Annotated in this window: 15 protein-coding genes and 4 tRNA genes; 5 read left to right on the forward strand and 14 right to left on the reverse strand. The window is 65.9% G+C overall.

What is annotated here, in order from left to right; translation table 11 throughout:
• Positions 1–26 precede the first annotated feature (26 nt).
• The 14 genes from rpoB to B9Y64_RS03895 all read right to left on the reverse strand — a co-directional run bounded on the left by rpoB (position 27) and on the right by B9Y64_RS03895 (position 12293).
• On the reverse strand, positions 27–4181 hold the full coding sequence (gene rpoB, locus B9Y64_RS03825; RefSeq protein WP_100439544.1) for a DNA-directed RNA polymerase subunit beta: 4155 nt from the start codon (positions 4179–4181) through the stop codon (positions 27–29).
• A gap of 330 nt (positions 4182–4511) precedes the next feature.
• A complete protein-coding gene (rplL, locus tag B9Y64_RS03830; RefSeq protein ID WP_100439545.1) occupies positions 4512–4880 on the reverse strand; it encodes a 50S ribosomal protein L7/L12 in 369 nt (122 codons plus the stop codon).
• A 63-nt stretch (positions 4881–4943) separates the two neighbouring features.
• Positions 4944–5480 (reverse strand): 50S ribosomal protein L10, encoded by a 537-nt coding sequence (gene rplJ, locus B9Y64_RS03835; protein ID WP_005408203.1) that lies wholly within the window; start codon positions 5478–5480, stop codon positions 4944–4946.
• 387 nt (positions 5481–5867) lie between these two features.
• Positions 5868–6566: a 50S ribosomal protein L1 gene (gene rplA / locus B9Y64_RS03845; protein ID WP_004154350.1), complete on the reverse strand. Its 699-nt coding sequence runs from the start codon at positions 6564–6566 to the stop codon at positions 5868–5870.
• Between the two features lie 4 nt (positions 6567–6570).
• Positions 6571–6999, reverse strand: a complete 429-nt coding sequence (gene rplK / locus B9Y64_RS03850; protein WP_004145248.1) for a 50S ribosomal protein L11 — start codon at positions 6997–6999, stop codon at positions 6571–6573.
• Positions 7000–7260: 261 nt separating this feature from the next.
• Positions 7261–7821: a transcription termination/antitermination protein NusG gene (nusG, locus tag B9Y64_RS03855; RefSeq protein WP_004154362.1), complete on the reverse strand. Its 561-nt coding sequence runs from the start codon at positions 7819–7821 to the stop codon at positions 7261–7263.
• Between the two features lie 10 nt (positions 7822–7831).
• Positions 7832–8245: a preprotein translocase subunit SecE gene (secE, locus tag B9Y64_RS03860; protein WP_004154361.1), complete on the reverse strand. Its 414-nt coding sequence runs from the start codon at positions 8243–8245 to the stop codon at positions 7832–7834.
• Between the two features lie 49 nt (positions 8246–8294).
• Positions 8295–8370 (reverse strand) — tRNA-Trp (locus B9Y64_RS03865).
• Between the two features lie 102 nt (positions 8371–8472).
• Positions 8473–9663 carry an elongation factor Tu gene (tuf, locus tag B9Y64_RS03870; RefSeq protein ID WP_004154360.1) on the reverse strand — a complete coding sequence of 397 codons (1191 nt, stop codon included), beginning with the start codon at positions 9661–9663 and terminating at the stop codon, positions 8473–8475.
• A gap of 41 nt (positions 9664–9704) precedes the next feature.
• Positions 9705–9780: transfer RNA gene (locus tag B9Y64_RS03875), tRNA-Thr, on the reverse strand.
• Between the two features lie 49 nt (positions 9781–9829).
• Positions 9830–9903 (reverse strand) — tRNA-Gly (locus B9Y64_RS03880).
• A 24-nt stretch (positions 9904–9927) separates the two neighbouring features.
• A tRNA-Tyr gene (locus tag B9Y64_RS03885) sits at positions 9928–10013 on the reverse strand.
• A 137-nt stretch (positions 10014–10150) separates the two neighbouring features.
• A complete protein-coding gene (locus tag B9Y64_RS03890) occupies positions 10151–11167 on the reverse strand; it encodes an isoaspartyl peptidase/L-asparaginase family protein (RefSeq protein WP_100439893.1) in 1017 nt (338 codons plus the stop codon).
• 106 nt (positions 11168–11273) lie between these two features.
• Positions 11274–12293, reverse strand: coding sequence for a cyanophycinase (locus B9Y64_RS03895; protein WP_100439894.1), 1020 nt, complete (start codon positions 12291–12293; stop codon positions 11274–11276).
• A gap of 170 nt (positions 12294–12463) precedes the next feature.
• Between B9Y64_RS03895 and B9Y64_RS03900 the strand changes: the two genes are divergently transcribed.
• From B9Y64_RS03900 to B9Y64_RS03920, 5 genes are all read left to right on the forward strand, one after another.
• The gene (locus B9Y64_RS03900) at positions 12464–15202 is read left to right on the forward strand and encodes a TonB-dependent receptor plug domain-containing protein (RefSeq protein ID WP_100439546.1); all 2739 of its coding nucleotides are present in this window, start codon (positions 12464–12466) and stop codon (positions 15200–15202) included.
• Between the two features lie 162 nt (positions 15203–15364).
• On the forward strand, positions 15365–18136 hold the full coding sequence (locus B9Y64_RS03905; RefSeq protein ID WP_100439547.1) for a response regulator: 2772 nt from the start codon (positions 15365–15367) through the stop codon (positions 18134–18136).
• Complete coding sequence (locus B9Y64_RS03910; RefSeq protein ID WP_100439548.1) at positions 18133–19353, forward strand: EAL domain-containing response regulator; 1221 nt, start codon at positions 18133–18135, stop codon at positions 19351–19353. Before B9Y64_RS03905 ends, B9Y64_RS03910 begins: the two co-directional genes overlap by 4 nt.
• A gap of 124 nt (positions 19354–19477) precedes the next feature.
• Entirely contained in the window at positions 19478–22705 is a 3228-nt protein-coding gene (locus B9Y64_RS03915; protein WP_100439549.1) for a hybrid sensor histidine kinase/response regulator, read from the forward strand.
• The gene (locus tag B9Y64_RS03920; RefSeq protein ID WP_100439550.1) at positions 22702–23343 is read left to right on the forward strand and encodes a response regulator; all 642 of its coding nucleotides are present in this window, start codon (positions 22702–22704) and stop codon (positions 23341–23343) included. The genes B9Y64_RS03915 and B9Y64_RS03920 overlap by 4 nt, the downstream gene beginning before the upstream one ends.
• Positions 23344–23416: the final 73 nt, after the last annotated feature.

Here is a 23416-nt window from a genome sequence, read left to right on the forward strand (position 1 = left end):
GGCGGAGGCCGCCGCGCCGGCATGGATCAGTTGTCTTCCAGTTCCATGTTGATGGCCAGCGAGCGGATTTCCTTCACGAGCACGTTGAAGGATTCCGGCATGCCCGCGACCATCTCGTGCTCACCGTCGACGATGTTCTTGTACATCTGGTTGCGGCCCTGCACGTCATCGGACTTCACCGTCAGCATTTCCTGCAGGGTGTAGGCCGCGCCGTAGGCTTCCAGCGCCCAGACTTCCATTTCACCGAAGCGCTGGCCGCCGAACTGCGCCTTGCCGCCCAGCGGCTGCTGGGTGACGAGCGAGTACGGACCGGTCGAACGGGCGTGCATCTTGTCGTCGACCAGGTGGTTCAGCTTCAGGTAGTGCATGTAACCAACGGTGGTGTGGCGATCGAACGCTTCACCGGTGCGGCCGTCATACAGCTGGGTCTGGCCACTGCTCGGCAGGTCGGCCAGTTCCAGCATGCGCTTGATTTCCGCTTCGGTGGCGCCGTCGAACACCGGGGTGGCCATCGGCACGCCGTCGGTCAGGTTGCGGGCCAGGCGCAGCAGTTCCTCGTCGCTGAACTGCGACAGGTCGACACGGTTGGCCACGTTGGTGTCGTCGTGGTTGTAGATGTCGTCCAGGAACTTGCGCAGGTCGGCGACCGCAGCCTGGGCTTCCATCATCGCCTGGATCTTGCGACCCAGACCCTTGGCAGCCCAGCCCAGGTGCACTTCCAGGATCTGGCCGATGTTCATACGCGACGGCACGCCCAGCGGGTTCAGCACGATGTCCACGGTTTCGCCCGAGGCCATGTACGGCATGTCCTCGACCGGCACCACGTTGGACACCACACCCTTGTTGCCGTGGCGGCCTGCCATCTTGTCGCCCGGCTGGATGCGGCGCTTCACGGCCAGGAACACCTTGACCATCTTCAGCACGCCCGGGGCGAGGTCGTCGCCTGCGGTGATCTTGCCGCGCTTGTCGGCGAAGCGACGCTCGAATTCCTTCTCGTGCGCCTGGATCTGCTTCTGGGCGCGTTCAATGGCTTCCGAAGCGTCTTCGTCCTTCATGCGCAGGGCGAACCAGTCGGCCTTCTTCAGACCGTCCAGGAACGCGTCGCTGATGACGTCGCCCTTCTTCAGGCCAGCGCCACCGTTGACCACCTTGCCCACGATCTGCGAACGCAGACGCATGTAGATGGCGGCTTCCAGGATGCGGAACTGGTCGTCGAAGTCCTTCTTGACGCGCTTGATTTCAGACTCTTCGATCTGGCGGGCGCGCTTGTCCTTCTCGATGCCGTCGCGGGTGAAGACCTGCACGTCGATGACGGTGCCGTCCATGCCCGGCGGAACGCGCAGCGAGCTGTCCTTAACGTCCGAAGCCTTCTCGCCGAAGATCGCGCGCAGCAGCTTCTCTTCCGGGGTCAGCTGGCTTTCGCCCTTCGGGGTGACCTTGCCGACCATGATGTCGCCGGCGCGCACTTCGGCACCGATGTACACCACGCCGCTCTCGTCCAGGCGGTTCAGCGCCTGCTCGGAGACATTCGGGATGTCGGCGGAGATTTCCTCCGGCCCCAGCTTGGTGTCACGCGCGACGCAGGTCAGCTCTTCGATGTGGATCGTGGTGTAGCGATCCTCTTCCACCACGCGCTCGGAGAGCAGGATGGAGTCTTCGAAGTTGTAGCCGTTCCACGGCATGAACGCGATCAGCATGTTCTGGCCCAGGGCCAGTTCGCCGATGTCGGTGGACGGACCGTCGGCCAGCACGTCGCCGCGGGCGATGACGTCACCCACCTGGACCAGCGGACGCTGGTTGATGCAGGTGTTCTGGTTCGAACGGGTGTACTTGACCAGGTTGTAGATGTCGACGCCGGCGTCGGTGGCACCGACGATCTCTTCCTCGACCACCTTGACCACGATGCGCGCGGCGTCGATCTGCACGATCTCGCCACCACGACGGGCGTTGACGGTCACACCGGAGTCACGCGCCACGGCGCGCTCGATGCCGGTACCGACCAGCGGCTTCTGCGCACGCAGGGTCGGCACGGCCTGACGCTGCATGTTGGCGCCCATCAGTGCGCGGTTCGCGTCATCGTGCTCCAGGAACGGAACCAGTGCGGCCGCGATCGACACGGTCTGCATCGGCGAGACGTCCATGAAGTGGACTTCCGCCGGCGGCTTCAGCAGCGATTCGCCCTGGAAGCGGCAGGGAACGAACTGCTCGGTCAGCACGCTGTTGGCATCGGTCAGGGCGTTGGCCTGGGCGATGACGTACTCGTTCTCTTCGATGGCCGACAGGAACTCGACTTCGTCGAAGACCTTGCCGTCCACGACCTTGCGGTACGGGGTCTCGAGGAAACCGTACTTGTTGGTGCGGGCGTACACGGCCAGCGAGTTGATCAGGCCGATGTTCGGGCCTTCCGGAGTTTCAATGGTGCAGACGCGGCCGTAATGGGTCGGGTGCACGTCGCGCACTTCGAAGCCGGCGCGCTCACGGGTCAGACCGCCCGGGCCCAGGGCCGAGACGCGACGCTTGTGCGTCACTTCCGACAGCGGGTTGTTCTGGTCCATGAACTGCGACAGCTGCGAGGAGCCGAAGAACTCCTTGATGGCAGCGGCGACCGGCTTGGCGTTGATCAGCTCCTGCGGGGTCAGGCCTTCCGACTCGGCCATCGACAGGCGCTCCTTGACCGCGCGCTCGACGCGGACCAGGCCGACGCGGAACACGTTCTCGGCCATTTCGCCGACCGAACGCACGCGGCGGTTGCCCAGGTGATCGATGTCGTCGACCACGCCGCGACCGTTGCGGATCTCGGTCAGGACCTTGATCACGTCCAGGATGTCGGAGCTGTCGCCGTGGGCAGCGACCAGGCGCTTGGACTCTTCGTCGTTGCGCTCACCGAAGTACTTGCTGTCGTACAGCACGGCTTCGCCGGTGGTTTCCTTGCGGCCCACGCGACGGTTGAACTTCATGCGACCGACCGCGGACAGGTCGTAGCGCTCGAAGGTGAAGAACAGGTTGTGGAACAGGTTCTGCGCGGCATCCTTGGTCGGCGGCTCGCCCGGACGCATCATGCGGTAGATTTCGACCAGGGCTTCCAGCTGGGTCTTGGTCGGATCGATGCGCAGGGTGTTGGACAGGTACGGGCCACGATCCAGGTCGTTCACCCACAGGGTGCCCACCGCGTCGACGCCGGCCTTGCGGAAGTTCTGCAGCTGCTCGTCGCTGATCTCGTCGTTGGCCTGGGCCAGCAGTTCGCCGGTCGAGGCATCGACCACGTCGTGCGACAGGATGCGGCCGACGATGTAGTCGTCCGGCACGGCCAGGGCGGCGATGCCCGAGGCTTCCAGCTGCTTGATGTGACGCGCGGTGATGCGCTTGCCGGCTTCCACGATGACCTTGTCGCCGTCGGCGAGGTCGAAGCCCAGGGTTTCGCCGCGCAGGCGCTCCGGCACCAGCTCCAGCTGGACGCCTTCATCCGGGTTGATGTGGAAGGTGTTGATCTCGAAGAACTCGGCCAGCATCTCTTCGTTGCTGTAGCCAAGCGCGCGCAGCAGGATCGACACCGGCAGCTTGCGGCGGCGGTCGATACGGGTGAACAGCGCGTCCTTCGGATCGAACTCGAAGTCCAGCCAGGAGCCGCGGTAAGGAATGATGCGGGCGCTGTACAGCAGCTTGCCCGAGCTGTGGGTCTTGCCACGGTCGTGGTCGAAGAACACGCCCGGCGAGCGGTGCAGCTGCGAAACGATGACGCGCTCGGTGCCGTTGACGATGAAGGTGCCGTTCTCGGTCATCAGCGGGATTTCGCCCAGATAGACCTCCTGCTCCTTCACGTACTTGATGGCCTTGGTCGACGACTCACGGTCGTAGATCACCAGGCGCACGGTCACGCGCAGCGGGGCGCCATAGCTCATGCCGCGCTGGCGGCACTCACGCTCGTCGAAGACCGGTTCGCCCAGCTTGTAGCCGACGTATTCCAGGGCGGCATTGCCGCTGTAGCTGGCGATCGGGAAGACCGACTTCAGCGCGGCATGCAGGCCGTGGTCCGTGCGCTTGGCCGGATCGACGTTTTCCTGCAGGAATTCACGATAGGAATCCACCTGGATGGCGAGCAGGAACGGCACTTCGAGAATCGAGCGCTGCTTGCCGAAATCCTTGCGGATACGCTTTTTTTCGGTGAACGAATAGGACGTCATGAGGTCTTCCACCTTGTTGTGCGGGCCGTGCGTCCACGACCCTGAAGGAAACTTGAAATTGTCAGTTGGAAGTCGCTGGTATTGCCGGCACCAGCACGCCTTCTCCCGCTACTTCCAACTGCCAACTCGTCTGCATACTTGCCCCCGCTGCCGCGCCGTGCGCTGGCCTGCCGGGGTTTGACCGCAGCCCGTGTTGGGCTTTTTTCCGCTTTTGAAACAGCCGACCAACCGTCGACCCTACCGCCTTCGCAACAACGACCAAAGGCCGGGGGCTTACGCCCCCAGCCTTGGCTGCATCGCCGTGAATCGGTGACGATGCAAGGTAACTGCTTACTTGACTTCGACAGTCGCGCCAGCAGCTTCCAGGTCCTTCTTCATCTTCTCGGCTTCGTCCTTCGAAGCGTTGTCCTTCAGGACGCCACCGGCTTCGGCCAGGTCCTTAGCTTCCTTCAGGCCCAGGCCGGTGATGGCGCGGACGGCCTTGATGACTTCGACCTTCTTCTCGCCGGCGGTCTTCAGGGTGACGACGAATTCGGTCTGCTCTTCGACCGGAGCGGCCGGGCCGGCCGGGCCAGCAACGGCAACCGGAGCAGCGGCGGAGACGCCGAACTTCTCTTCGATGGCCTTGACCAGCTCCATCACTTCCATCAGGGACTTCTCGGCGATGGCGTCGACGATCTGTTCGTTGGTAAGGGACATGATTAATACCTTTGGATGATTTTCTGGGTTGAGGTTCCGTCAGGAACCACGGTAAGTCGAAACTCAGGCGGTCTCGGCGGCCGGCTCGGCAGCGTCAGCGGCGACATCGCCACCACCCTGCTTCTCGCCAACGGCCTTGATGGCGCGGGCAAACATCGTGACCGGCTCGGTCAGGACGCGGGCCAGCATGGCCAGGGCCTGGTCGCGGGTCGGCAGCGATGCCAGCACGTCGACGTGGCTCGCCGGGAACACTTCACCACCGATGGCGACGACCTTAGCCTTCAGCTTGTCGTTGCCCTTGGCGGCTTCCTTGATCAGGCGACCGGCAGCGCCGGGCTCCTCGAGCGAGAACGCGTACAGCAGCGGACCAACCATCTGGTCCTGTGCGACTGCGAACTCGGTGCCTTCAACGGCGCGCGAAGCCAGGGTGTTCTTGACAACCTTCAAGAAAACACCGGTTTCACGAGCCTGCTTGCGCATCGCGGTCATCTGGGCGACCGTGGTGCCAGCGTATTCGGCTGCGATCAAGGAGTGGGCCTTGGCGGCGACGTCTGCCAGCTCGGCGACTACTTCTTGCTTCTGGGACAGATTGAGAGCCATTGCACTCCTCCTATTGAACTCCGCTTACGGCTCCTGCCGTGTGCGGTCCTGTGCGGCATCCGTCCTGGACGCCGGGAACATCGGGATGATGTTCCGGGGGTGGGCCGTTCTAGACCTGGAGTGGGCCAACCTGGGAAACCCCAGACGTGCGTGAACCAGAAAAACTCCAGAAGGGCACCATCTACGCAGGGTGATTCCGGGGAATCGATTAAGCGCTCATGACTGCTCCGGCGGCGACTCCTTGCCAGATCGAGCTTCCGTGCCCGTCGCCGGTATTGCCACGACCGCGCCTGCGGTCTTTGACGGCTACCGCGGGCGATGCACTGCCAGCGATGCCTTCAAATGTCACGGTCACGGCACCAGGGGCACCGTGACCGCTTGAAACAATTACTTCAGGGTCAGCGACGACTGGTCGACGGTGACGCCCGGGCCCATCGTCGAGCTGACCGAAACCTTCTGCAGGTAGGTGCCCTTCGAGGTGGCCGGCTTGGCCTTGATCAGGTCCAGCAGCAGCGCGGTCAGGTTCGACTTCAGCGCGTCTTCGGCGAAGTCGGCCTTGCCGATGGTGCAGTGGATGATGCCGGCCTTGTCGGTGCGGTAACGGACCTGACCCGACTTGGCGTTCTTCACGGCTTCACCCGGGTTCGGGGAAACGGTGCCGACCTTCGGGTTCGGCATCAGGCCGCGCGGGCCCAGCACGGTGCCCAGCTTGCCGACGACGCGCATGGCGTCCGGGGTCGCGATGACGACGTCGTAGTTCAGATCGCCGGCCTGCATCTTCTCGGCCAGGTCATCCATGCCGACGGCTTCGGCGCCAGCGGCCAGGGCTTCGTCAGCCTTGGCACCGGCCGGAGCGAACACGGCGACGCGGACCGACTTGCCGGTACCAGCCGGCAGCACGGTGGAGCCACGGACCTGCTGGTCGGACTTCTTCGCATCGACGCCCAGGCGCACGGCAACGTCGATCGACTCGACGAACTTGGCCTTGGTGGCGCTCTTCAGGATGTTGATCGCGTCCTCGAAGGCGTACGCCTTGCCCGGAACGACGGCGGCCTTGATGGCCTTCTCACGCTTGGTCTGTGCCATCTTATTAACCCTCCACCACGAGGCCCATGGAACGGGCAGAGCCAGCGATGGTACGCACGGCGGCGTCCAGGTCGGCGGCAGTCAGATCCGGTTCCTTCGCCTTGGCGATCTCTTCCAGCTGCTTACGGGTGACCTTGCCGACCTTCTCGGTGTTCGGGCGCTTGGAGCCCGACGAGATGCCAGCGGCCTTCTTCAGCAGGGTGGTAGCCGGGGTGCTCTTGGTGATGAAGGTGAACGTACGGTCCGAGTAGGCCGTGATGATCACCGGAACCGGCAGACCCGGCTCGAGCTTCTGCGTGGCAGCATTGAACGCCTTGCAGAATTCCATGATGTTCAGACCACGCTGACCCAGCGCAGGACCGACCGGCGGCGAGGGGTTGGCCTGACCGGCCTTCACCTGCAGCTTGATGTAACCGACAACTTTCTTTGCCATGTGAGTGCTCTCCGGGTGCTAGCGCCTTTCGACAACAGGCTCCCCATCGGACCGGGAATCACGCGTCCCGGCATCGCGTTTTGAAATCATGCTGAAGGCCACCTTGCGGCGGCCTCATCCTGCCGGCTTTCCCAGCGGGGAGCCGCGCACTATAACAGGTTTTTTCTTCACATGCCTGAAGCAGCAGGTAAACGAACGAAACCGGGCCAGGCCCGGTTTCTGGTTCTGCAGCGGTCGAGCCTGCTCGACCCCGCAGACAGGTCAGACGGCCTTTTCGACCTGGCCGAACTCGAGCTCGACCGGAGTGGCACGACCGAAGATCAGCACCGAGACGCGCAGACGGCTCTTCTCGTAGTTGACTTCTTCGACGACGCCATTGAAATCGTTGAACGGGCCGTCGGTGACGCGGACCATCTGGCCCGGCTCGAACAGCACCTTCGGGCGCGGCTTCTCGACACCTTCCTGAACGCGATTCAGGATGGCTTCGGCCTCGGAATCGGCGATCGGCAGCGGACGATCGGCAGTACCGCCGATGAAGCCCATCACGCGCGGGGTTTCCTTGACCAGGTGCCAGCTTTCGTTGTCGATGCGCGGAATACCGGCTTCTTCGTGGGTCTCGATCTGGACCAGCACGTAACCCGGGAAGAACTTGCGCTCGGAGCGGCGCTTCTGGCCAGCGCGCATCTCGACCACTTCTTCGGTCGGGACCAGGACGTCGCCGAAGCGCTCTTCCATGCCGTCACGGACGATGCGATCGCGCAGAGCCTGCGCCACCGACTTCTCGAAGCCCGAATAGGCGTGAACGACGTACCAACGCTTCATGCAATTCTCCTTAGCGGCTCAGGAACCACTGAGTCAGTTTCTGGATCAGGAAGTCGAAGCCACCCAGCAGCAGGCTGAGGATGAGCACCACGACGATCACGACCCACGTCATGCGGATGGCTTCCTGGCGCGTCGGCCAGACCACCTTGCGCAGTTCGAAGCGCGACTCGGAGAGGAATTCGCGGGTGTCGCGCCCCTTGCCGGTCAGCATGAACACGCCGATACCGCCAACCAGACCGACCACGACCGCCAACGCACGCAGCTGACCCGCCCACGCGCCCAGCTGGGCAGCGCGACCGGAGTCGGCGGAGAACCAGAACCAGACGAACAGACCGGCCAGCACCAGCAGCGATGCGGCGACATACTTGACGATATCTCCACCGTGGGCGGAGTTGTCCTTGGAGTGTTCGATCTTGCTATTCATCCGGCTGTGTCTGCTTTAGCGGCCCAGGCCGCTGGATAAGGTGGGCAGATGGCACGCCAGGAGGGACTCGAACCCCCAACCTGCGGTTTTGGAGACCGCTGCTCTGCCAATTGAGCTACTGGCGTACGTTGAAAACTTGCCTTCCCTTAGACGGCGAAGGCGGACCGAGGTTCCCGGCCCGCCATTCGCGTAACCGGCGGTGCTATGCAACCACCGGTACTGCAGGCTTACTCGATGATCTTCGAGACCACGCCGGCGCCGACGGTACGGCCACCTTCGCGGATGGCGAAGCGCAGGCCTTCGTCCATTGCCACCGGGTTGATCAGGGTGACGACCATCTTGACGTTGTCACCCGGCATCACCATTTCGACGCCTTCCGGCAGAGCAGCTGCGCCGGTGATGTCGGTGGTGCGGAAGTAGAACTGCGGACGGTAGCCGTTGAAGAACGGGGTGTGGCGGCCGCCTTCGTCCTTCGACAGGACGTACACTTCGCCTTCGAACTTGGTGTGCGGCTTGATCGAACCCGGCTTGGCCAGGACCTGGCCACGCTCGACGTCGTCACGCTTGGTGCCGCGCAGCAGCAGGCCAGCGTTGTCGCCTGCCTGACCCTGGTCCAGCAGCTTGCGGAACATTTCAACGCCGGTCACGGTGGTCTTCTGCACCGGACGGATGCCGACGATTTCGATTTCGTCGCCAACCTTGATCACGCCGCGCTCGATACGACCGGTCACCACGGTGCCGCGGCCCGAGATCGAGAACACGTCTTCCACCGGCATCAGGAACGGCTTGTCAATCGCGCGCTCCGGCTCCGGAATCCAGCTGTCCAGGGCGTCGACCAGCTTCAGGATGGCCGGCACGCCGATGTCGCTCTGGTCGCCTTCCAGCGCCAGACGGGCCGAACCGGCGATGATCGGGGTATCGTCGCCCGGGAAGTCGTACTTGCTCAGCAGCTCGCGCACTTCCATTTCGACCAGCTCGAGCAGCTCGGCGTCGTCAACCATGTCGGCCTTGTTCAGGAACACGACGATGTACGGCACGCCGACCTGACGCGACAGCAGGATGTGCTCGCGGGTCTGCGGCATCGGGCCGTCAGCGGCCGAGCACACCAGGATCGCGCCGTCCATCTGGGCAGCACCGGTGATCATGTTCTTGACGTAGTCAGCATGGCCCGGGCAATCGACGTGGGCGTAGTGACGGACCGGGGATTCGTATTCGACGTGCGCGGTCGAGATCGTGATGCCACGAGCCTTTTCTTCCGGCGCGGCGTCGATCGAGGAGTAGTCCTTGAACTCGCCACCGAAGCGCTCGGCACCGATCTTGGTCAGTGCGGCGGTCAGCGTGGTCTTGCCGTGGTCGACGTGACCGATGGTGCCGACATTGACGTGCGGCTTGGTGCGCTCGAACTTACCCTTGGCCATGGCTGCTTATCTCGAATTCGTCTGAGAGGTGATGCTTAAGATGGTGCTCACGAAAGGAATCGAACCTTCGACCTCTTCCTTACCAAGGAAGTGCTCTACCGACTGAGCTACGTGAGCCGAGTTTTGCATTATGACATGAACTCGATAAGATTCAAAGTTCATTCAATGGAGCGGGAGACGGGAATCGAACCCGCACCATCAGCTTGGAAGGCTGAGGTTCTACCATTGAACTACTCCCGCGCCGGGAATGTCACAACGTGAAACTGGTGGAGGGAGGTGGATTCGAACCACCGAAGGCGTAAGCCAGCAGATTTACAGTCTGCCCCCGTTGGCCGCTTGGGTATCCCTCCTTACCACCCCATTCCGTTGCCGCCGAAGCGTTGCGGTGTGTGGTGGTGAGCCGCTTATTCTGCTGATGGGACGGGGGGCTGTCAACGCTTTTTTCCATCTTTTTCACACGTTGTCGCAAACCCATTGATACGCAAGGTTATTGCCCGGGGACCGGCAGGGTCTCGTTGGCGAAAATTGCGACATGGGGAACGCCGTCGGCGCCGATCCAGCCCCGATACATGCCCTGGGTGTTGAACGGCGCGGCCATTTTGCCGTCTGCGGCAAGCACGATCGCACCGCCGTCGCCGCCCATCTGCGGAATCGTCTCGTTGATCACGCCCTTGCCCGCCTGCTCCGGGCTCTGTCCCTGGTAGCGCATGCGGGCACAGATCTCGTGTGCGGCGGCAGTACGGATGTAGTACTCGCCCCAGCCGGTGCCGGACACCGCACAACGCGCATCGGCCCAGGTGCCCGCGCCGATGATCGGCGAGTCACCCACCCGGCCATAACGCTTGTTGGTCATGCCGCCGGTGGAGGTACCGGCGGCCAGGTGCCCCTGTGCATCCAATGCGACCGCACCTACGGTACCGAAGTGCTTTGCGGTCTCCAGGTCGGCATGCACCTGGCCACTGGCTTCTTCCTTCAGCGCGCGCTGCAGCTGCTGCCAGCGCTTCTCTGTACGGAAGTACGACGGATCCACCAGGGTCATGCCCTGCTCCACCGCAAACGCTTCGGCGCCCTGCCCCACCATCATCACGTGCCTGGACTTCTGCATCACGGTCTGCGCCAGCAGGATCGGATTGCGCACCCGCTGCACGCCGGCCACTGCGCCTGCCGCCTGGGTGGCGCCGTCCATCAGCGCGGCATCCAGCTCGTTGTGGCCGTCATGGGTGAACACCGCGCCCTTGCCGGCGTTGAAGGTCGGATCATCCTCCAGCACGGTGATGGCCGCAGTGACCGCTGCAAGCGCCGGGCGACCGGCCGCCAGTTCGGCATGGCCCTTCAACAGCGCGGCACGCAACGCATCGCGCGCGGCCTTCTCTTCGGCCGGCGACAGATCCTTGCGCTCGACGCCGGCCCCTCCATGGATGACCAGCAGTGGCGACGTAGCCGGTGCGGCCTGGGCAAGCAATGGCAGGGACAGCAGCGCGGACAGCGCCAGGCGCAGTTTCATCGGGTAGGTCTCCAGCAGGGCGTAAGGAATGGATTGCATGTTGGTGCCGGCCGCGGGCCGGCAAGGGGCGCATCAGGGAAGGTGAGTTGCCGGCCAGCGGCTGGCACTACCGAAGCGTGAACTCGATCTCGCCGTCACTGATGTCGGCCATCGCCTGGTAATCGGCCTCGGCCTGGAAGTCATCCAGGCGCATGCGGCTGCCGCTGGCGACCACGGTCACCGGAACGGCATGGAAGCGCAGCGGCTCGCCCTCCACCAGCCGGTCGGCATCACGGCCGGGGCTGACCACCCAGACCTTGCCTTCGCCATCGGCGCTGTAGACCTGGGCCTGGCCATCGGGCTCCACGCACAGGGCAGTGTCCTCATCGACGCCAATGCCGACGATGTCGGGGTCGCCGCTGTCCTGCGCGGCGCGCGCCACGAACACGATCAGGCGACCGAGCCGGTCACGCTTGTCGAAATGGGTGTCGGTGACCACGCGCTGCAGGTAGGGCATCTGCAGGAATCCACTGTCCATGGTGACCGCGCTGCCCATCGGGTCGGCCAGCGCACCGGCCGAGGTGATGCTGCCGCCATCCATGGCGCCATAGGCATAGCCGCCGAGGATGGCCAGGCCCGCGCTGGTACCGGCGATCGGCTTGCCGGCGCGCACATGGGCGTTGAGCGCGCGGTTGAGAGCGGTGCCCTTCCAGAAGCGGATGTAGCGTGACTGGTCGCCACCGGCAATGAAGATGGCATCCGCCGCGGCGACCACCCGCAGCACCGCCGGATCATCGGCACCGCGACGGCTGTCGAAGACCAGGGTCTGCACTGCGGTGGCGCCGCCGATTTCGCGGTACAGGCGGTCCTGCAGCTCGTCACCGCCAGAGGCACGCAGGATCAGCACACGGCCATTGCCGGCCTGCTTCAGCCACCACTGGAAGGCGTCCGGCACCCATTCGCCACCGCCCATCAGCATCATCGCGGGCGCCCGCGGTCCGGGGCGCGGAGCCTCCAGATCGCCGACTTCGTAGTAGGCGAAGCCGGGACCCTGCAGGTCCTGCGCGGGCGTGGCCAGTGGCCAGGCCAGCACCAGCAGCGCCAGCCAGGCAAAGGGGCTACGCAGGGTGCGGTGGAGGCGTCGCATCTTGATCTCCCTGAACAAAATCGACTTGCAAGCGTTTTCACTCTTTGCCAGATAGGGACCCAGTAGTCAAGGACATAAAAAAGGCGTTAAATGCGCGCGCCCATTCCGGAAATCTGAATGGGGGACAGGGCCCCTCCTCTGCGGGCCGGCTTCATTTCCGAGAATTCCTCATGCGTAGAATGGCGATGGCGTGGTCGATCCAGCTGGCGTTGATGGGTGTGGCTGCTTCCGCGGCTGCCCAGGCTCCGGCTTCCTCTTCGGTACAACAACTGGACGCGGTGCAGGTCACCGGTTCGCGCATTCCGCGCGCCCAGGTGGAAGGCCCCGCCCCGATCACGGTGATCAACGCCGAACAGATCCGCTCCAGTGGCTTCACCAGCGTGCCGGACGTGCTGCGCGCGATGACCCAGAACGGCGGTGAGACGCAGAGCCAGCAGTCTTCCAGTGGTGCCGACTTCTCGCCGGGCGCCCAGCAGGTGGACCTGCGCGGGCTGGGCCCGAACCACACGCTGGTGCTGGTCAATGGCCGCCGTATCGCCGACTTCCCGATGCCTTTCAAGGGCCGCAGCAATTTCACCGATGTCTCCAACATCCCGCTGGGGATGATCGAGCGCATCGAAGTGCTGACCGGCAGCGCCTCGGCCATCTATGGTTCCGACGCGATCGCCGGCGTGGTCAACTTCATCCTGAAGAAGAAGGCCGACGGCACCACCATCGACATGCGCATGGGCACCACCACCGAAGGCGGTGGCGAGTCGTTCGACATGAGCCTGGCCAGTGGTTTCAGCCGTGGCAACTTCAACGCCGTGTACAGCGTCGAGCTGCAGTCGCAGACCCCGCTGTGGGCCTATGACCGCGACATCCAGGACTCGACCCAGGATGGCCCCACCGAGGGTTCACGCATCGCGCGCCGTGCCTATCTGCGCACCGACTACAACGATGACTACCTGGACCCGGGCGCCGCTACCTGCGAAGCGCTGTCCGGCCAGAACCAGGGCAGCACCTACCGCGCCTACCGCCCGAAGTACGGCTACTACTGCGGCAGCGACAGCTCGATCGGCTACGGCACCATCCTCAGCAAGCGCCGCGGTGCCAACGGGTACGCGTCGCTGAGCTACGACTTCGACAATGGCCAGCAGTGGTTCGCCGACGTGCAGCTGGGCTACCACACGATGTCGCTGATGCGCGACGTCACCAAGTGGGGCCGCATGGACGCCAACGGCGATGAGTCGGGTTACTTCAACAATGAAGCCACCGGCGAGATCGAGTTCTGGCAGCGCCAGTTCTCGCCCGAGGAAATGGGCGGCCTGCGCAATGCCATGGTGCGCAGCACGCAGAAGACCTTCAGCGTGACCACCGGCTTCAAGGGCAACCTGACCGGCAACTGGGATTACGAAGCGGCATTGAGCCATTCGCAGTACCAGTCGCGGATCAGCTGGGCACAGATCATTGCCGCCAAGGCCAATGACCTGTTCCTCGGCCCGCAGCTGGGCGTGGATGACGACGGTTTCCCGATCTACAACGCCGACCCGTCACGCCTGTACCGGCCATTGACCCGCGCCGAGTACGACTCGATCGCCGCGCGTACGACCTACACCCCGAAGTCGCGCACGGAGACCGCCGCCTTCACCCTGACCAACGCGGCGCTGTTCGCCCTGCCTGGTGGTGATGCCGGATTTGCCGCGACCGTGGAAGTGGGCCAGCAGGCCTACTCGCTGAACCCCGATCCGCTGGCGACCGGGTACTACTACTACAGCTGGAAGGACTCGGACGGCAAGGGCTCGCGCAACCGCTGGGCGACCGCTGCGGAGCTGCGCATGCCGCTGCACGAGACGGTCAACCTGAGCGTGGCCGGCCGCTACGACCAGTACCGCTATTCCGGCAACACCATCGGCAAGGCGACCTGGAGCGGTGGCCTGGAATGGCGCCCGATCGACACCCTGCTGGTCCGCGGTTCGTATGGCACCGCGTTCCGTGCGCCGGACCTGCACTACGTGTTCGCCGGCCCGGGCAACGATGAAACCACCGCCGAAGACCTGTACAGCTGCCGCGCCGACGGCGCCACCGACTGCGCCGACTACGAACGCAACCTGATCCGCAGCCGCACCGGCAACCGCCAGCTCGACCCGGAAACCAGCACGTCGTGGAGTGCCGGTTTCGTCTGGTCGCCGGCGGTCGGCCTGGATCTGTCGGTGGACTGGTTCGACATCGACATGCGCAACCAGGTGCAGGACATGGACGTGCGCACGATCCTGGCCAACGAAGCCAACTGCCGCCTGGGCAGCGCCGACATCACCTCGCCGACCTGCGTGGATGCGCTCGCCCGCATCACCCGCAGCAACGACGGGCGCCTGTATGGCGTGCGCGTGGAGCCGATCAACGTCGCCCGCGAGTCCACCTCCGGCATCGACGTCGGCCTGCGTTACCGCCTGCAGACGGGCATCGGCGATTTCATCTTCAACGGCACCCACACCTGGGTGAAGAAGCATGATTTCCAGCGCTACCCCGGCGACCGCACCGAAGACCAGTTCGCGGTCAACAGTGGCTTCGACATTCCGCGCACCAAGACCAGCCTGAGCGTGACCTGGGAGAAGGATGCGTGGTCGGCAACGGTGTACGGCTCGCGCCTGGGCAAGCTGCCGACCTCGGACAGCTACGACCAGGTGTTCGACTGGGACAGCGGCGACAGCCCGTACGTGAAGGCGACGTATCGCTACAACGCCTCGCTGCAGTACCGCTTCGACGACCACTCGCGCCTGTCGCTGTCGGTGGTCAACGTGTTCAACAAGATGCCGCCGAAGGACCGTACCTACACCGCCTACCCGTACTACGACGTGTCCTGGTTCGACAGCGTCGGCCGCACGATCAACCTGCAGTACACCCACAAGTTCGGTGGCAGCGCGCTGTAAGTGCCCGGCCAACGCCCATACAGGAGACCCCCGCTTCGGCGGGGGTTCTTTTTTCCGCCGCCTGAACGGTACCCGCGTGCAGGCTTCAGCCCGGCGGGCCGGCGGCGGATTTTAGGAAACAGCTGATTCCGCGCCGTGGGTACCGCTCCCTAGCATCGCTGCATGTTCCGCTTCCCCCGCCCTTCGCTGCAGCAGGCCGTGCCATCGACCACCGCGTCGGTGTTGCTGCGCTGCCTGACCGTGTGCGTCTTCATCTGCCTGGCCGCTGCGGCCGGGTTCTACCTGCTCACGGCATTCACCGAGGACATCTCGACCCATCGCCGCGAAATGAATGCAGCGGCCTACAGGGCCCAGATCTATTTCGATCAGCGCGAAGCGCTGCTGCGGTACCTGGGCGATTCGGTGCTGGCCGGCAACCCGGATGCACCTGCCGCGGACAGCGAAGGCATGCGCCAGGTACCGCTGGATGGACCCGGCGGCCAGCCCGGCCAACGGCTGCTGTTGTCGGCGCGCGCCGAGCACACGCTGCAGGCACTGCAGACGCACCTGCTGCTGGTCGATGCGCACGGCGCGCATTGGCTGGCCGGAGGCGAGGTCGACGTGGACCTGGCGCACCTGCCATCGCTGCGTGCGCTGCAGGCACGCAGCGGCAGCCTTGAGGGCGCAGACCCGGTGTACTGGCTGCGCCCGGGCGAGAAGGGCGTTGCACTGGCGCAGCCGGTACAGGAGGGCCCCCATCCGACGCAGTGGCTGGTACTGCTGCTTGATGGTGCGGCGGCGGCGAGCATGATCGACGGACAGGGCATTGGCGGTTATGCGCTGCTCGACCGTGCGGGACAGCCGGCCTTGTCCAGCCAGGCCCCACGGCTGGATGGTGCGGGCTGGAAGACCCTGCGGCAGCGCCAGGACGACAGCTTCGGCACGTTGTGGAGCGGCGGGCTTCCGCGCGGCGTCGCGCTGGTGAAGGGGGTCGGCACTGATGGCTGGCGGTTGGTCTACCACCTGCCGCCGCAGCTGCTGCTGGGCGACCTGGCGGTGCCCCTGCTGGCCTGCGTGCTGTTGCTGCTGCTGGCCGGCGTCGCGCTGCGCCTGCTGCGGCACCGCGTGGACCTGCAGCTGATCCAGCCGGCCCTGCAACAGCACCGCCGCCTGCTGGAGAACCTGGATTTCAGTTCGACGGTGATCGACATGGCGCCGGTCGGCATCTGCGTCCTGCGCCGCAGCGACCGCGCGCTGCTGCTCTCCAACCAGCTGCTGCGCGACTGGCTCGGCGAAGAGGGCGAGCACAGCGACTGGCAGGCGCCCTGGCGTGGACATGCCGGCGAGCGCGGGCGCGGACTGGAGTTCACCACCCGCGACGGGCGCCAGCTGCAGGTACTGCACGCGGCCTGCCGCTACCAGGGCGACGACGTCCTGCTATGCGTTTTCCACGACATTTCCCGGCACCGCCAGGCACAGGCCGCCCTGTCGTCGGCACGCCAGGCCGCCGATGCGGCCAACCAGGCCAAGAGCGCGTTCCTGGCCACCATGAGCCATGAGATCCGCACGCCGCTGTACGGCGTGCTGGGTACGCTGGAGCTGCTGGGCCACACCTCGCTGGACGCCCGGCAGTCGCAGTACCTGCGCACCATCGAGAGTTCCTCGTCGGTGCTGCTGCAGTTGATCAGCGACGTGCTGGATGTTTCCAAGATCGAGTCAGGGCAGCTCAGCCTGGAGCCGGCGGCATTCTCTCCACGCGAGCTGACCGAAAGCGTGCTGCGCAGCTTCGCCGCATCGGCCACCTGCAAGGGCCTGCAGATCCTGGTCTGTACCGATCCGCGCCTGCCGACGCGGGTGCTCGGTGATGCCGACCGCATCCGCCAGGTGCTGGGCAACCTGCTCAGCAACGCGATCAAGTTCACCGAGCATGGCCGGGTGGTACTGCGCGTGCGCCAGGTGCAGCGCGAAGGTGAATCGAGCGTGCTGGCCTGGCAGGTGACCGATACCGGCGTGGGCATCGCTGCGGAGGAACAGGCGCGGCTGTTCGAACCGTTCCGCCAGGTCCGCGGTGCGGCCAGCGCGCAGGGCACCGGACTGGGCCTGTCCATCAGCGACCGCCTGGTGCGCCTGATGAGCGGTGAGCTGCAGGTGGTAAGCGAGCCCGGCCTGGGCAGCAGCTTCAGCGTCCGCCTGCCCTTGCCGGTGCTGGCCGCTGCCGAGGATGGCCCTGCGTTGCTGCCGGAACCGCCGATCCTGGTACGCGGCCGCGACCGCGAGCTGGTCGACAGTGCCTGTGGCTGGCTGTGTCGCTGGGGTGCCAACGCGCAGCCCCTGCTTGGCGACCCCACGCTGCTGGACCATGACGGCGCGATCCTGATGGATGGCGAAGCCGGCATGCCGCTGGCCTGGACGGGTCCGCGCGTGGTGGCATCGATCGAGGGCGGTGACCAGCCCATCCTCGCCGCCGATGGCAGCCTGGTGGTGACCCTGCATGGCATGACCGCGATCGGCAATGCGCTGGCCAGCGTGCAGCAGCAGCGCGCGGCGCAGCCGGAGACCACGCGCGTGGCACCGCCGATGCCTCTGGGCCTGCGCGTGCTGGCCGTCGAAGACAATCCGATCAACCGGGTGATCCTGGCCGAGCAGCTGCGCACCCTCGGCTGCGACGTGGAGCTGGCACAGGACGGCGTGGAAGCCCTGCAGCGATGCCGCGAGCAGTCCTTCGACCTGGTGGTGACCGACATCAACATGCCGCGCATGGACGGCCACGCGCTGGCCCGCCAGCTGCGCGATGACGGCAACCTGGTGCCGGTGATCGGCGCCACCGCCAATGCCACCGCCGAAGAGCGCGAGCGCTGCCTGGCCAGTGGCATGCAGGGCTACCTGAGCAAACCCATCGACATCGCCCGCCTGCGCAAGGCGCTCACCGCCCTGCGCCAAGGAGACCCCGCATGACCCAGCGTGTCCTGATCCTGGAAGACCAGCCGTTCCAGCGTGGTTTTCTGGCCAATCTGTTCGGCAGCCACGCCGGCGTCCAGGTGGATGCCTGCGAAGACGTGGATGCCGCCATCGCGCTGTGCGCCTGCCAGCCCTACGACCTGGTGGTCAGTGACCTGCTGATGCCCGGGCAGGACGGCATCCAGTTCATCCAGGCACTGGCGGCGCAGCCGCGCCCGCCGCGCCTTGCCGTGGTCAGCGCGGCACCGCGCCGGATGATGACCTCGGCACGGCTGATGGCCGAATCGCTGGGGCTGGATGTGGTCGGCCTGCTGCCCAAGCCGGTGGCGGCCGCCGACGTGGACGCGCTGTTCGAGGCCCTGGCGCAGGCGCGTCCGGCCAGCGACGAGGCCCCCTCGCGTGCGGCGGCCGCCCCCGAACCGGATGCATCGCAGCTGCGCCAGGCCATGGCCGATGGCAGCCTGACGGCGTGGTTCCAACCGAAGAAGTCACTGCAGTCCGGGCGGGTGGTGGCGGCCGAAGCACTGGTGCGCTGGCGCCATCCACGACTGGGTACGTTGGCCGCCGGCAGTTTCCTGCCGGCGATCTGCCGCTACGGGCTGGAGGGCGACCTGTTGCGGATGATGCTCAAGGCCAGCATCAGCGCACAGGCACGTTGGCGCAAGCAGGGCTTCCGGGTGCCGGTGTCGATCAACCTGCCGCCTCACCTGCTGGAGCAGTCGGACCTGCCCGATGAGCTGCTGGCGCTGACCCTGGCCCACGGCGGCACACCCGGCGAGTTGTGCTTCGAACTGATGGAGAACAGCACCACGCGGCACGTCAGCGACTTCTATGCCGGTGCCTGCCGCCTGCGCATGAAGGGCTTCGGCCTGGCCCAGGATGATTTCGGGCAGGGCCTGAGCTCGGTCCACAACCTGGTCAACACCCCCTTCACCGAGGTCAAGATCGACCGCGCGCTGGTCAGCGGCTGCGCCCGTGACCCGGCCCTGCACCTGACCCTGTCGACGGTGATCGCGCTGGCCAACCAGCTGGGCCTGACCATCGTGGCCGAAGGCGTGGAAAGCGATGCCGACCTGGCCGCACTGCGGCAGCTGGGGTGCAGCCAGGTGCAGGGTTTCCTGATCTCGCAGGCGCTGCCGTCGGACGAGTTCACCCGCCTGCTGGACGAGGAAGCACCGCAACTGGATGAAAGACCGCGGGCGGCCCCGCGCTGACACGGATTCCACGGCGGCTTCACGAAACCATCAAGTGGCATTGACGATCCTGTCTGTGCAGTGGCGGCAGACTTTGCGCCACCGCCACCGGTGTCGCTGCCCGCCCCCTGCTCCGAGACCTGCCATGCCGGCCGAGGCCGCTCCTGTACGCCGACTCGCTCGCCGCTCGCTGCGCGTCCACGCCCTGCTGATCGGCGTGGTGGTGCTGGCGACCCTGCAGGCCGGACTGCTGCTGTCGGCCGGCACGCAGCTGTTGAACGAAGAGCGCAGCAAGATCGAGTACCACTTCCGCCGCCTGGACGGCACGCTGCGCGAGCAGGAGCGTTTCCTGCGCCAGTGGCGGCTGCATGATGTCGGCGCACGCGGGCAGCCGGTTGCCGATGCCAGCGTGGAGCTGCAACGCGGGCCGTTGTTCGCCAACTTCGCGGTGATCGGAAGCGAGGGCGCCAGTCTTTCGCCACCGACCGAGCTGGGCGACCGTTTCCTGCGCTTCTACGGCACCTTCTGGTCGGCCTCGCGCTACCCACCACCACAATGCCTGCTGGTCGATGGCCAGGGCACACGCGGGCTGCTGGCACCGGTACAGATCGCGGGTGCCGATGCGAGCCAGAACAGCCCGCACCACCTGCGCCCGGCGATCGCCGATATCCACCGGGTTCTGGGTACGCGGCCCGCGCTGCAGCGCGGCGGCATCGTCTGGGTAGGCGTGCCGTGGCGCGACCGCCAGACCTGGCTGCTGGCCATCGCCCACGCCCCGCAGGATGCACGCCTGTGGGGGGAGGACGGCGGGAATTCACAGGCCGCGCTGGCCTGCCTGCTCGATCCGGCGCGTGTCGATGACTACCGGCAGGTGCTGGGTGTTCCGGTATTCCAGCGCTTGTCGTTGTTCGATGCCGATGGCCAGCGCCTGCTGGGCGATGCCGCGGACGCCAGCGACGCTGGCACCTCCTGGCAGGCAGGCCTGCAAGGCCTGCAGTTCCGCATGCGCAGCGAGCGCGGCTGGCTGGCGGTGTACCACGTCAGCTGGCGGCAGGTATTCCAGCACCCACAGGGGCCCCTGCTCGGCGCGACCGTGGTGGCCCTGCTGCTGGCGTTGGGTGGCACGCTGGTGCTGCGCGCGTACCGGCGTTCGGTCATCGAGCCGCTGCGCAGCAACCACGCGCGCCTGCTCGAAAGCGAAGCCTTCAGCCGCACCATCCTGGACAACGCGCCGATCGGGTTGTGCCTGCTGCGCCGTACCGATGGCAATGTGCTGCTGGACAACACCCTCGCCCGCCGCTGGCTGGGCGAAGACCATCACACCGGAGGCTGGCATGGCCCCTGGCGGCGCAGCGTGCTGGCCGCTGGAGGCACCACGCTCGGTGATGGGCTGGCCTACACCACCCCCGAAGGCCGCCACCTGCTGGTGACGGCGACGCCGGCGCGCTATCGCGGCGAGCCGGCGGTGCTGTGCCTGTTCATCGATCTGAGCAGCCAGCACGAAGCCGAACAGGTGCTGCAGCAGGCGCGCCGCGCCGCCGACCAGGCCAACCGGGCCAAGAGCCAGTTCCTGGCCACCATGAGCCATGAAATCCGCACGCCGTTGTACGGCGTGCTCGGCACCCTCGAACTGCTCGGACTCACGCCACTGGATGCGCGGCAGCAGGACTATCTGGCGACGATCCAGCGTTCGTCCTCGACCCTGATGCAGCTGATCAGCGACATCCTCGATGTCAGCAAGGCCGAGGCCGGGCAACTGAGCCTGGAGCCCAGCCCGTTCGATCCGGTGCGGCTGACCGAGGATGCGCTCGACTCGTATGCTGCCGCGGCCGCCAACAAGGGGCTGCAGTTCTACGCCTGCATCGATGCCGACGTGCCCCCGATGGTGTGCGGTGATGCCGCGCGGATCCGCCAGGTACTCAACAACCTGATCAGCAACGCACTGAAGTTCACTGACAGCGGGCGCGTGGTGGTACGCGTTTCGGCGCGCTGGCAGGAGCAACGCTGCTGGCTGCAGTGGCAGGTGGCCGATACCGGTATCGGCATTGCCAGCGAACACCAGGCGCACCTGTTCGAGCCGTTCTTCCAGGCCAACCCGGGCACCGATGCGATGCGGGGCACAGGCCTGGGCCTGGCCATCTGCGCGCATCTTGTGGCGTTGATGGAGGGACAGCTGCGCGTGGTCAGCGAGAGCGGCCTGGGCAGCAGCTTCAGCGTCGAACTGCCGCTGCCGGCGGCGCCGGCGGATCCGCAGCAATCCCCTGCGCCGCAGCTGCCTGCGGGCCTGCAGGTACAGGTGCGGGGCAGTGTGCGCGAGCTGGTGCAATCGCTGTGCGAACGCCTGCAGCAGCGTGGTGCACAGGCCAGCGTATACCGGGAGGACAGCGCGGCGGGCTCGCCCCCGACCTTCGTGCTGCTCGACCTGGTCCTGGACGGCTCGCTGCCGGACGCGGCCGATGGCGCGCACGTGGTCGCCTGCCGCGAAGGAGGCGTGCGGCCCCGGCACATCGATGGCTTCTGGCAGGTTGGCCTGCACCGGTTCGACGCGATCGTGCTCGCTTTGGCCGCGGCCAGTGGCCAGCCGCTGGCGGCGAGCGCCGAAGGGCGCCTGCCGACGACGCGCCGTTTCGGCCTGCAGGTGCTGGTGGCCGAGGACAACCCGATCAACCAGGCGATCCTGCGCGACCAGCTGGAACAGCTCGGCTGCCGCGCCGTGGTCGCCAGCGATGGCAATGAGGCGCTGGGCTACTGGCAGCAGGGCGCGTTCGCGCTGGTGCTGACCGACCTGAACATGCCCGGGATGGATGGCTATGGCCTGGCCCGTGCCCTGCGGGCCCGCGGTGTCAGCGTGCCGATCCACGGTGCCACCGCCAATGCCGATCCAGCCGAACGCCAACGCTGCCAGGAATCGGGCATGCAGGGCGTACTGGTCAAGCCGATCACGCTGGAAGCCCTGCAGCGCCTGCTGACCCGGATCACCCAGAGCGATGCAGCGGTTGCCGCGCCGCCGCAGGGCCGCGGGCCCGCCGATACGCGCGATGATGATCCGCCGCTGCAGGTTCCCGCAAAAATGCAGGCATTGTTCGTGCAGACCATGCAGGCCGACCTGGACAGCCTGCGCCGGTCGATTGCCGCCGCCGACCCTGCACGCGTGGTGCAGGTGCTGCATCGCATCCGTGGCGCATTGGTCATCGTCGGCGCACCCGCGCTGGTGGACAGCGGCCTGCAGATCGAACACGGCCTTGCTGGCGGCGATGACCTGGCCACCCAGGCGGCTGCGCTTGCCGGCTTCCAGCGACGCCTCGAACAGTTGCTGCATCCGCTGCTCGGCGCGGCACCCCCTTTCCTACCTGACGACCCGACCCTGCCATGACCACACGGATCCTCATCGCCGACGACCACCCGATCGTGCTTGCCGGCATCCGCGACGTACTGGCCGGGGAGCTGGACCTGGACGTCGTCGGCGAAGCGGCCGATCCGGCTACGCTGATCGAGCTGATGACCCGGACCCGGCCACAGGCGGTGATCACCGACTACAGCATGCCGGGCGGCGACCGCTTCGGCGACGGCATCAAGCTGATCTCGTTCCTGCGCCGAAGCTTCCCGGAGACGCGCCTGCTTGTGCTGACGATGGTGTCCAATCCGTCGCTGGTCGCGGCGATGTATGCCGCCGGCGCCGGCGGTGTGGTGCTCAAGAGCCATGGATTGGGCAGCCTGGTACAGGCCCTGCGCGTGGTGCTGGCCGACCGCGTCTACCGGCCCCCGGGCCTGCTGCCGGTAGCCGCGAGCGAACCGGCCGATGCCGATGCGGTCCGTGCGCGCCTGTCGCCGCGCGAGCTGGAAGTGATCCGGCTGTTCACCGGCGGCATGAGCGTGGGCGACATCGCACGCCAGCTGCAACGCAGCGCAAAGACGGTCAGCACGCAGAAGATCAGCGCGATGCGCAAGCTCGGCGTGGACAGTGACCAGGCGCTGATCGAGTACTGCCTGCAGGCCTCGTTGTTCGCCTGAGGCCCACTCCAGGCTGAATCCTGCCGGCCCGGTACCAGGGCCGGCAATGGCTTTAGGAAACGCCTGATTCCAT

The sequence above is a fragment of the Stenotrophomonas maltophilia genome, from assembly GCF_002799245.1.
Taxonomy (GTDB): Bacteria; Pseudomonadota; Gammaproteobacteria; order Xanthomonadales; family Xanthomonadaceae; genus Stenotrophomonas; species Stenotrophomonas maltophilia_S.

What these genes read in the sequence shown, in the direction of transcription:
- rplL (WP_100439545.1), bottom strand. Translation starts at nt 4,880, where the DNA reads ATGTCCCTTACCAACGAACAGATCGTCGACGCCATCGCCGAGAAGTCC.
- rpoB (WP_100439544.1), bottom strand. Translation starts at nt 4,181, where the DNA reads ATGACGTCCTATTCGTTCACCGAAAAAAAGCGTATCCGCAAGGATTTC.
- B9Y64_RS03910 (WP_100439548.1), top strand. Translation starts at nt 18,133, where the DNA reads ATGACCCAGCGTGTCCTGATCCTGGAAGACCAGCCGTTCCAGCGTGGT.
- nusG (WP_004154362.1), bottom strand. Translation starts at nt 7,821, where the DNA reads ATGAAGCGTTGGTACGTCGTTCACGCCTATTCGGGCTTCGAGAAGTCG.
- B9Y64_RS03920 (WP_100439550.1), top strand. Translation starts at nt 22,702, where the DNA reads ATGACCACACGGATCCTCATCGCCGACGACCACCCGATCGTGCTTGCC.
- secE (WP_004154361.1), bottom strand. Translation starts at nt 8,245, where the DNA reads ATGAATAGCAAGATCGAACACTCCAAGGACAACTCCGCCCACGGTGGA.
- B9Y64_RS03895 (WP_100439894.1), bottom strand. Translation starts at nt 12,293, where the DNA reads ATGCGACGCCTCCACCGCACCCTGCGTAGCCCCTTTGCCTGGCTGGCG.
- rplA (WP_004154350.1), bottom strand. Translation starts at nt 6,566, where the DNA reads ATGGCACAGACCAAGCGTGAGAAGGCCATCAAGGCCGCCGTCGTTCCG.
- rplK (WP_004145248.1), bottom strand. Translation starts at nt 6,999, where the DNA reads ATGGCAAAGAAAGTTGTCGGTTACATCAAGCTGCAGGTGAAGGCCGGT.
- B9Y64_RS03900 (WP_100439546.1), top strand. Translation starts at nt 12,464, where the DNA reads ATGCGTAGAATGGCGATGGCGTGGTCGATCCAGCTGGCGTTGATGGGT.
- B9Y64_RS03915 (WP_100439549.1), top strand. Translation starts at nt 19,478, where the DNA reads ATGCCGGCCGAGGCCGCTCCTGTACGCCGACTCGCTCGCCGCTCGCTG.
- B9Y64_RS03905 (WP_100439547.1), top strand. Translation starts at nt 15,365, where the DNA reads ATGTTCCGCTTCCCCCGCCCTTCGCTGCAGCAGGCCGTGCCATCGACC.
- B9Y64_RS03890 (WP_100439893.1), bottom strand. Translation starts at nt 11,167, where the DNA reads ATGAAACTGCGCCTGGCGCTGTCCGCGCTGCTGTCCCTGCCATTGCTT.
- tuf (WP_004154360.1), bottom strand. Translation starts at nt 9,663, where the DNA reads ATGGCCAAGGGTAAGTTCGAGCGCACCAAGCCGCACGTCAATGTCGGC.
- rplJ (WP_005408203.1), bottom strand. Translation starts at nt 5,480, where the DNA reads ATGGCTCTCAATCTGTCCCAGAAGCAAGAAGTAGTCGCCGAGCTGGCA.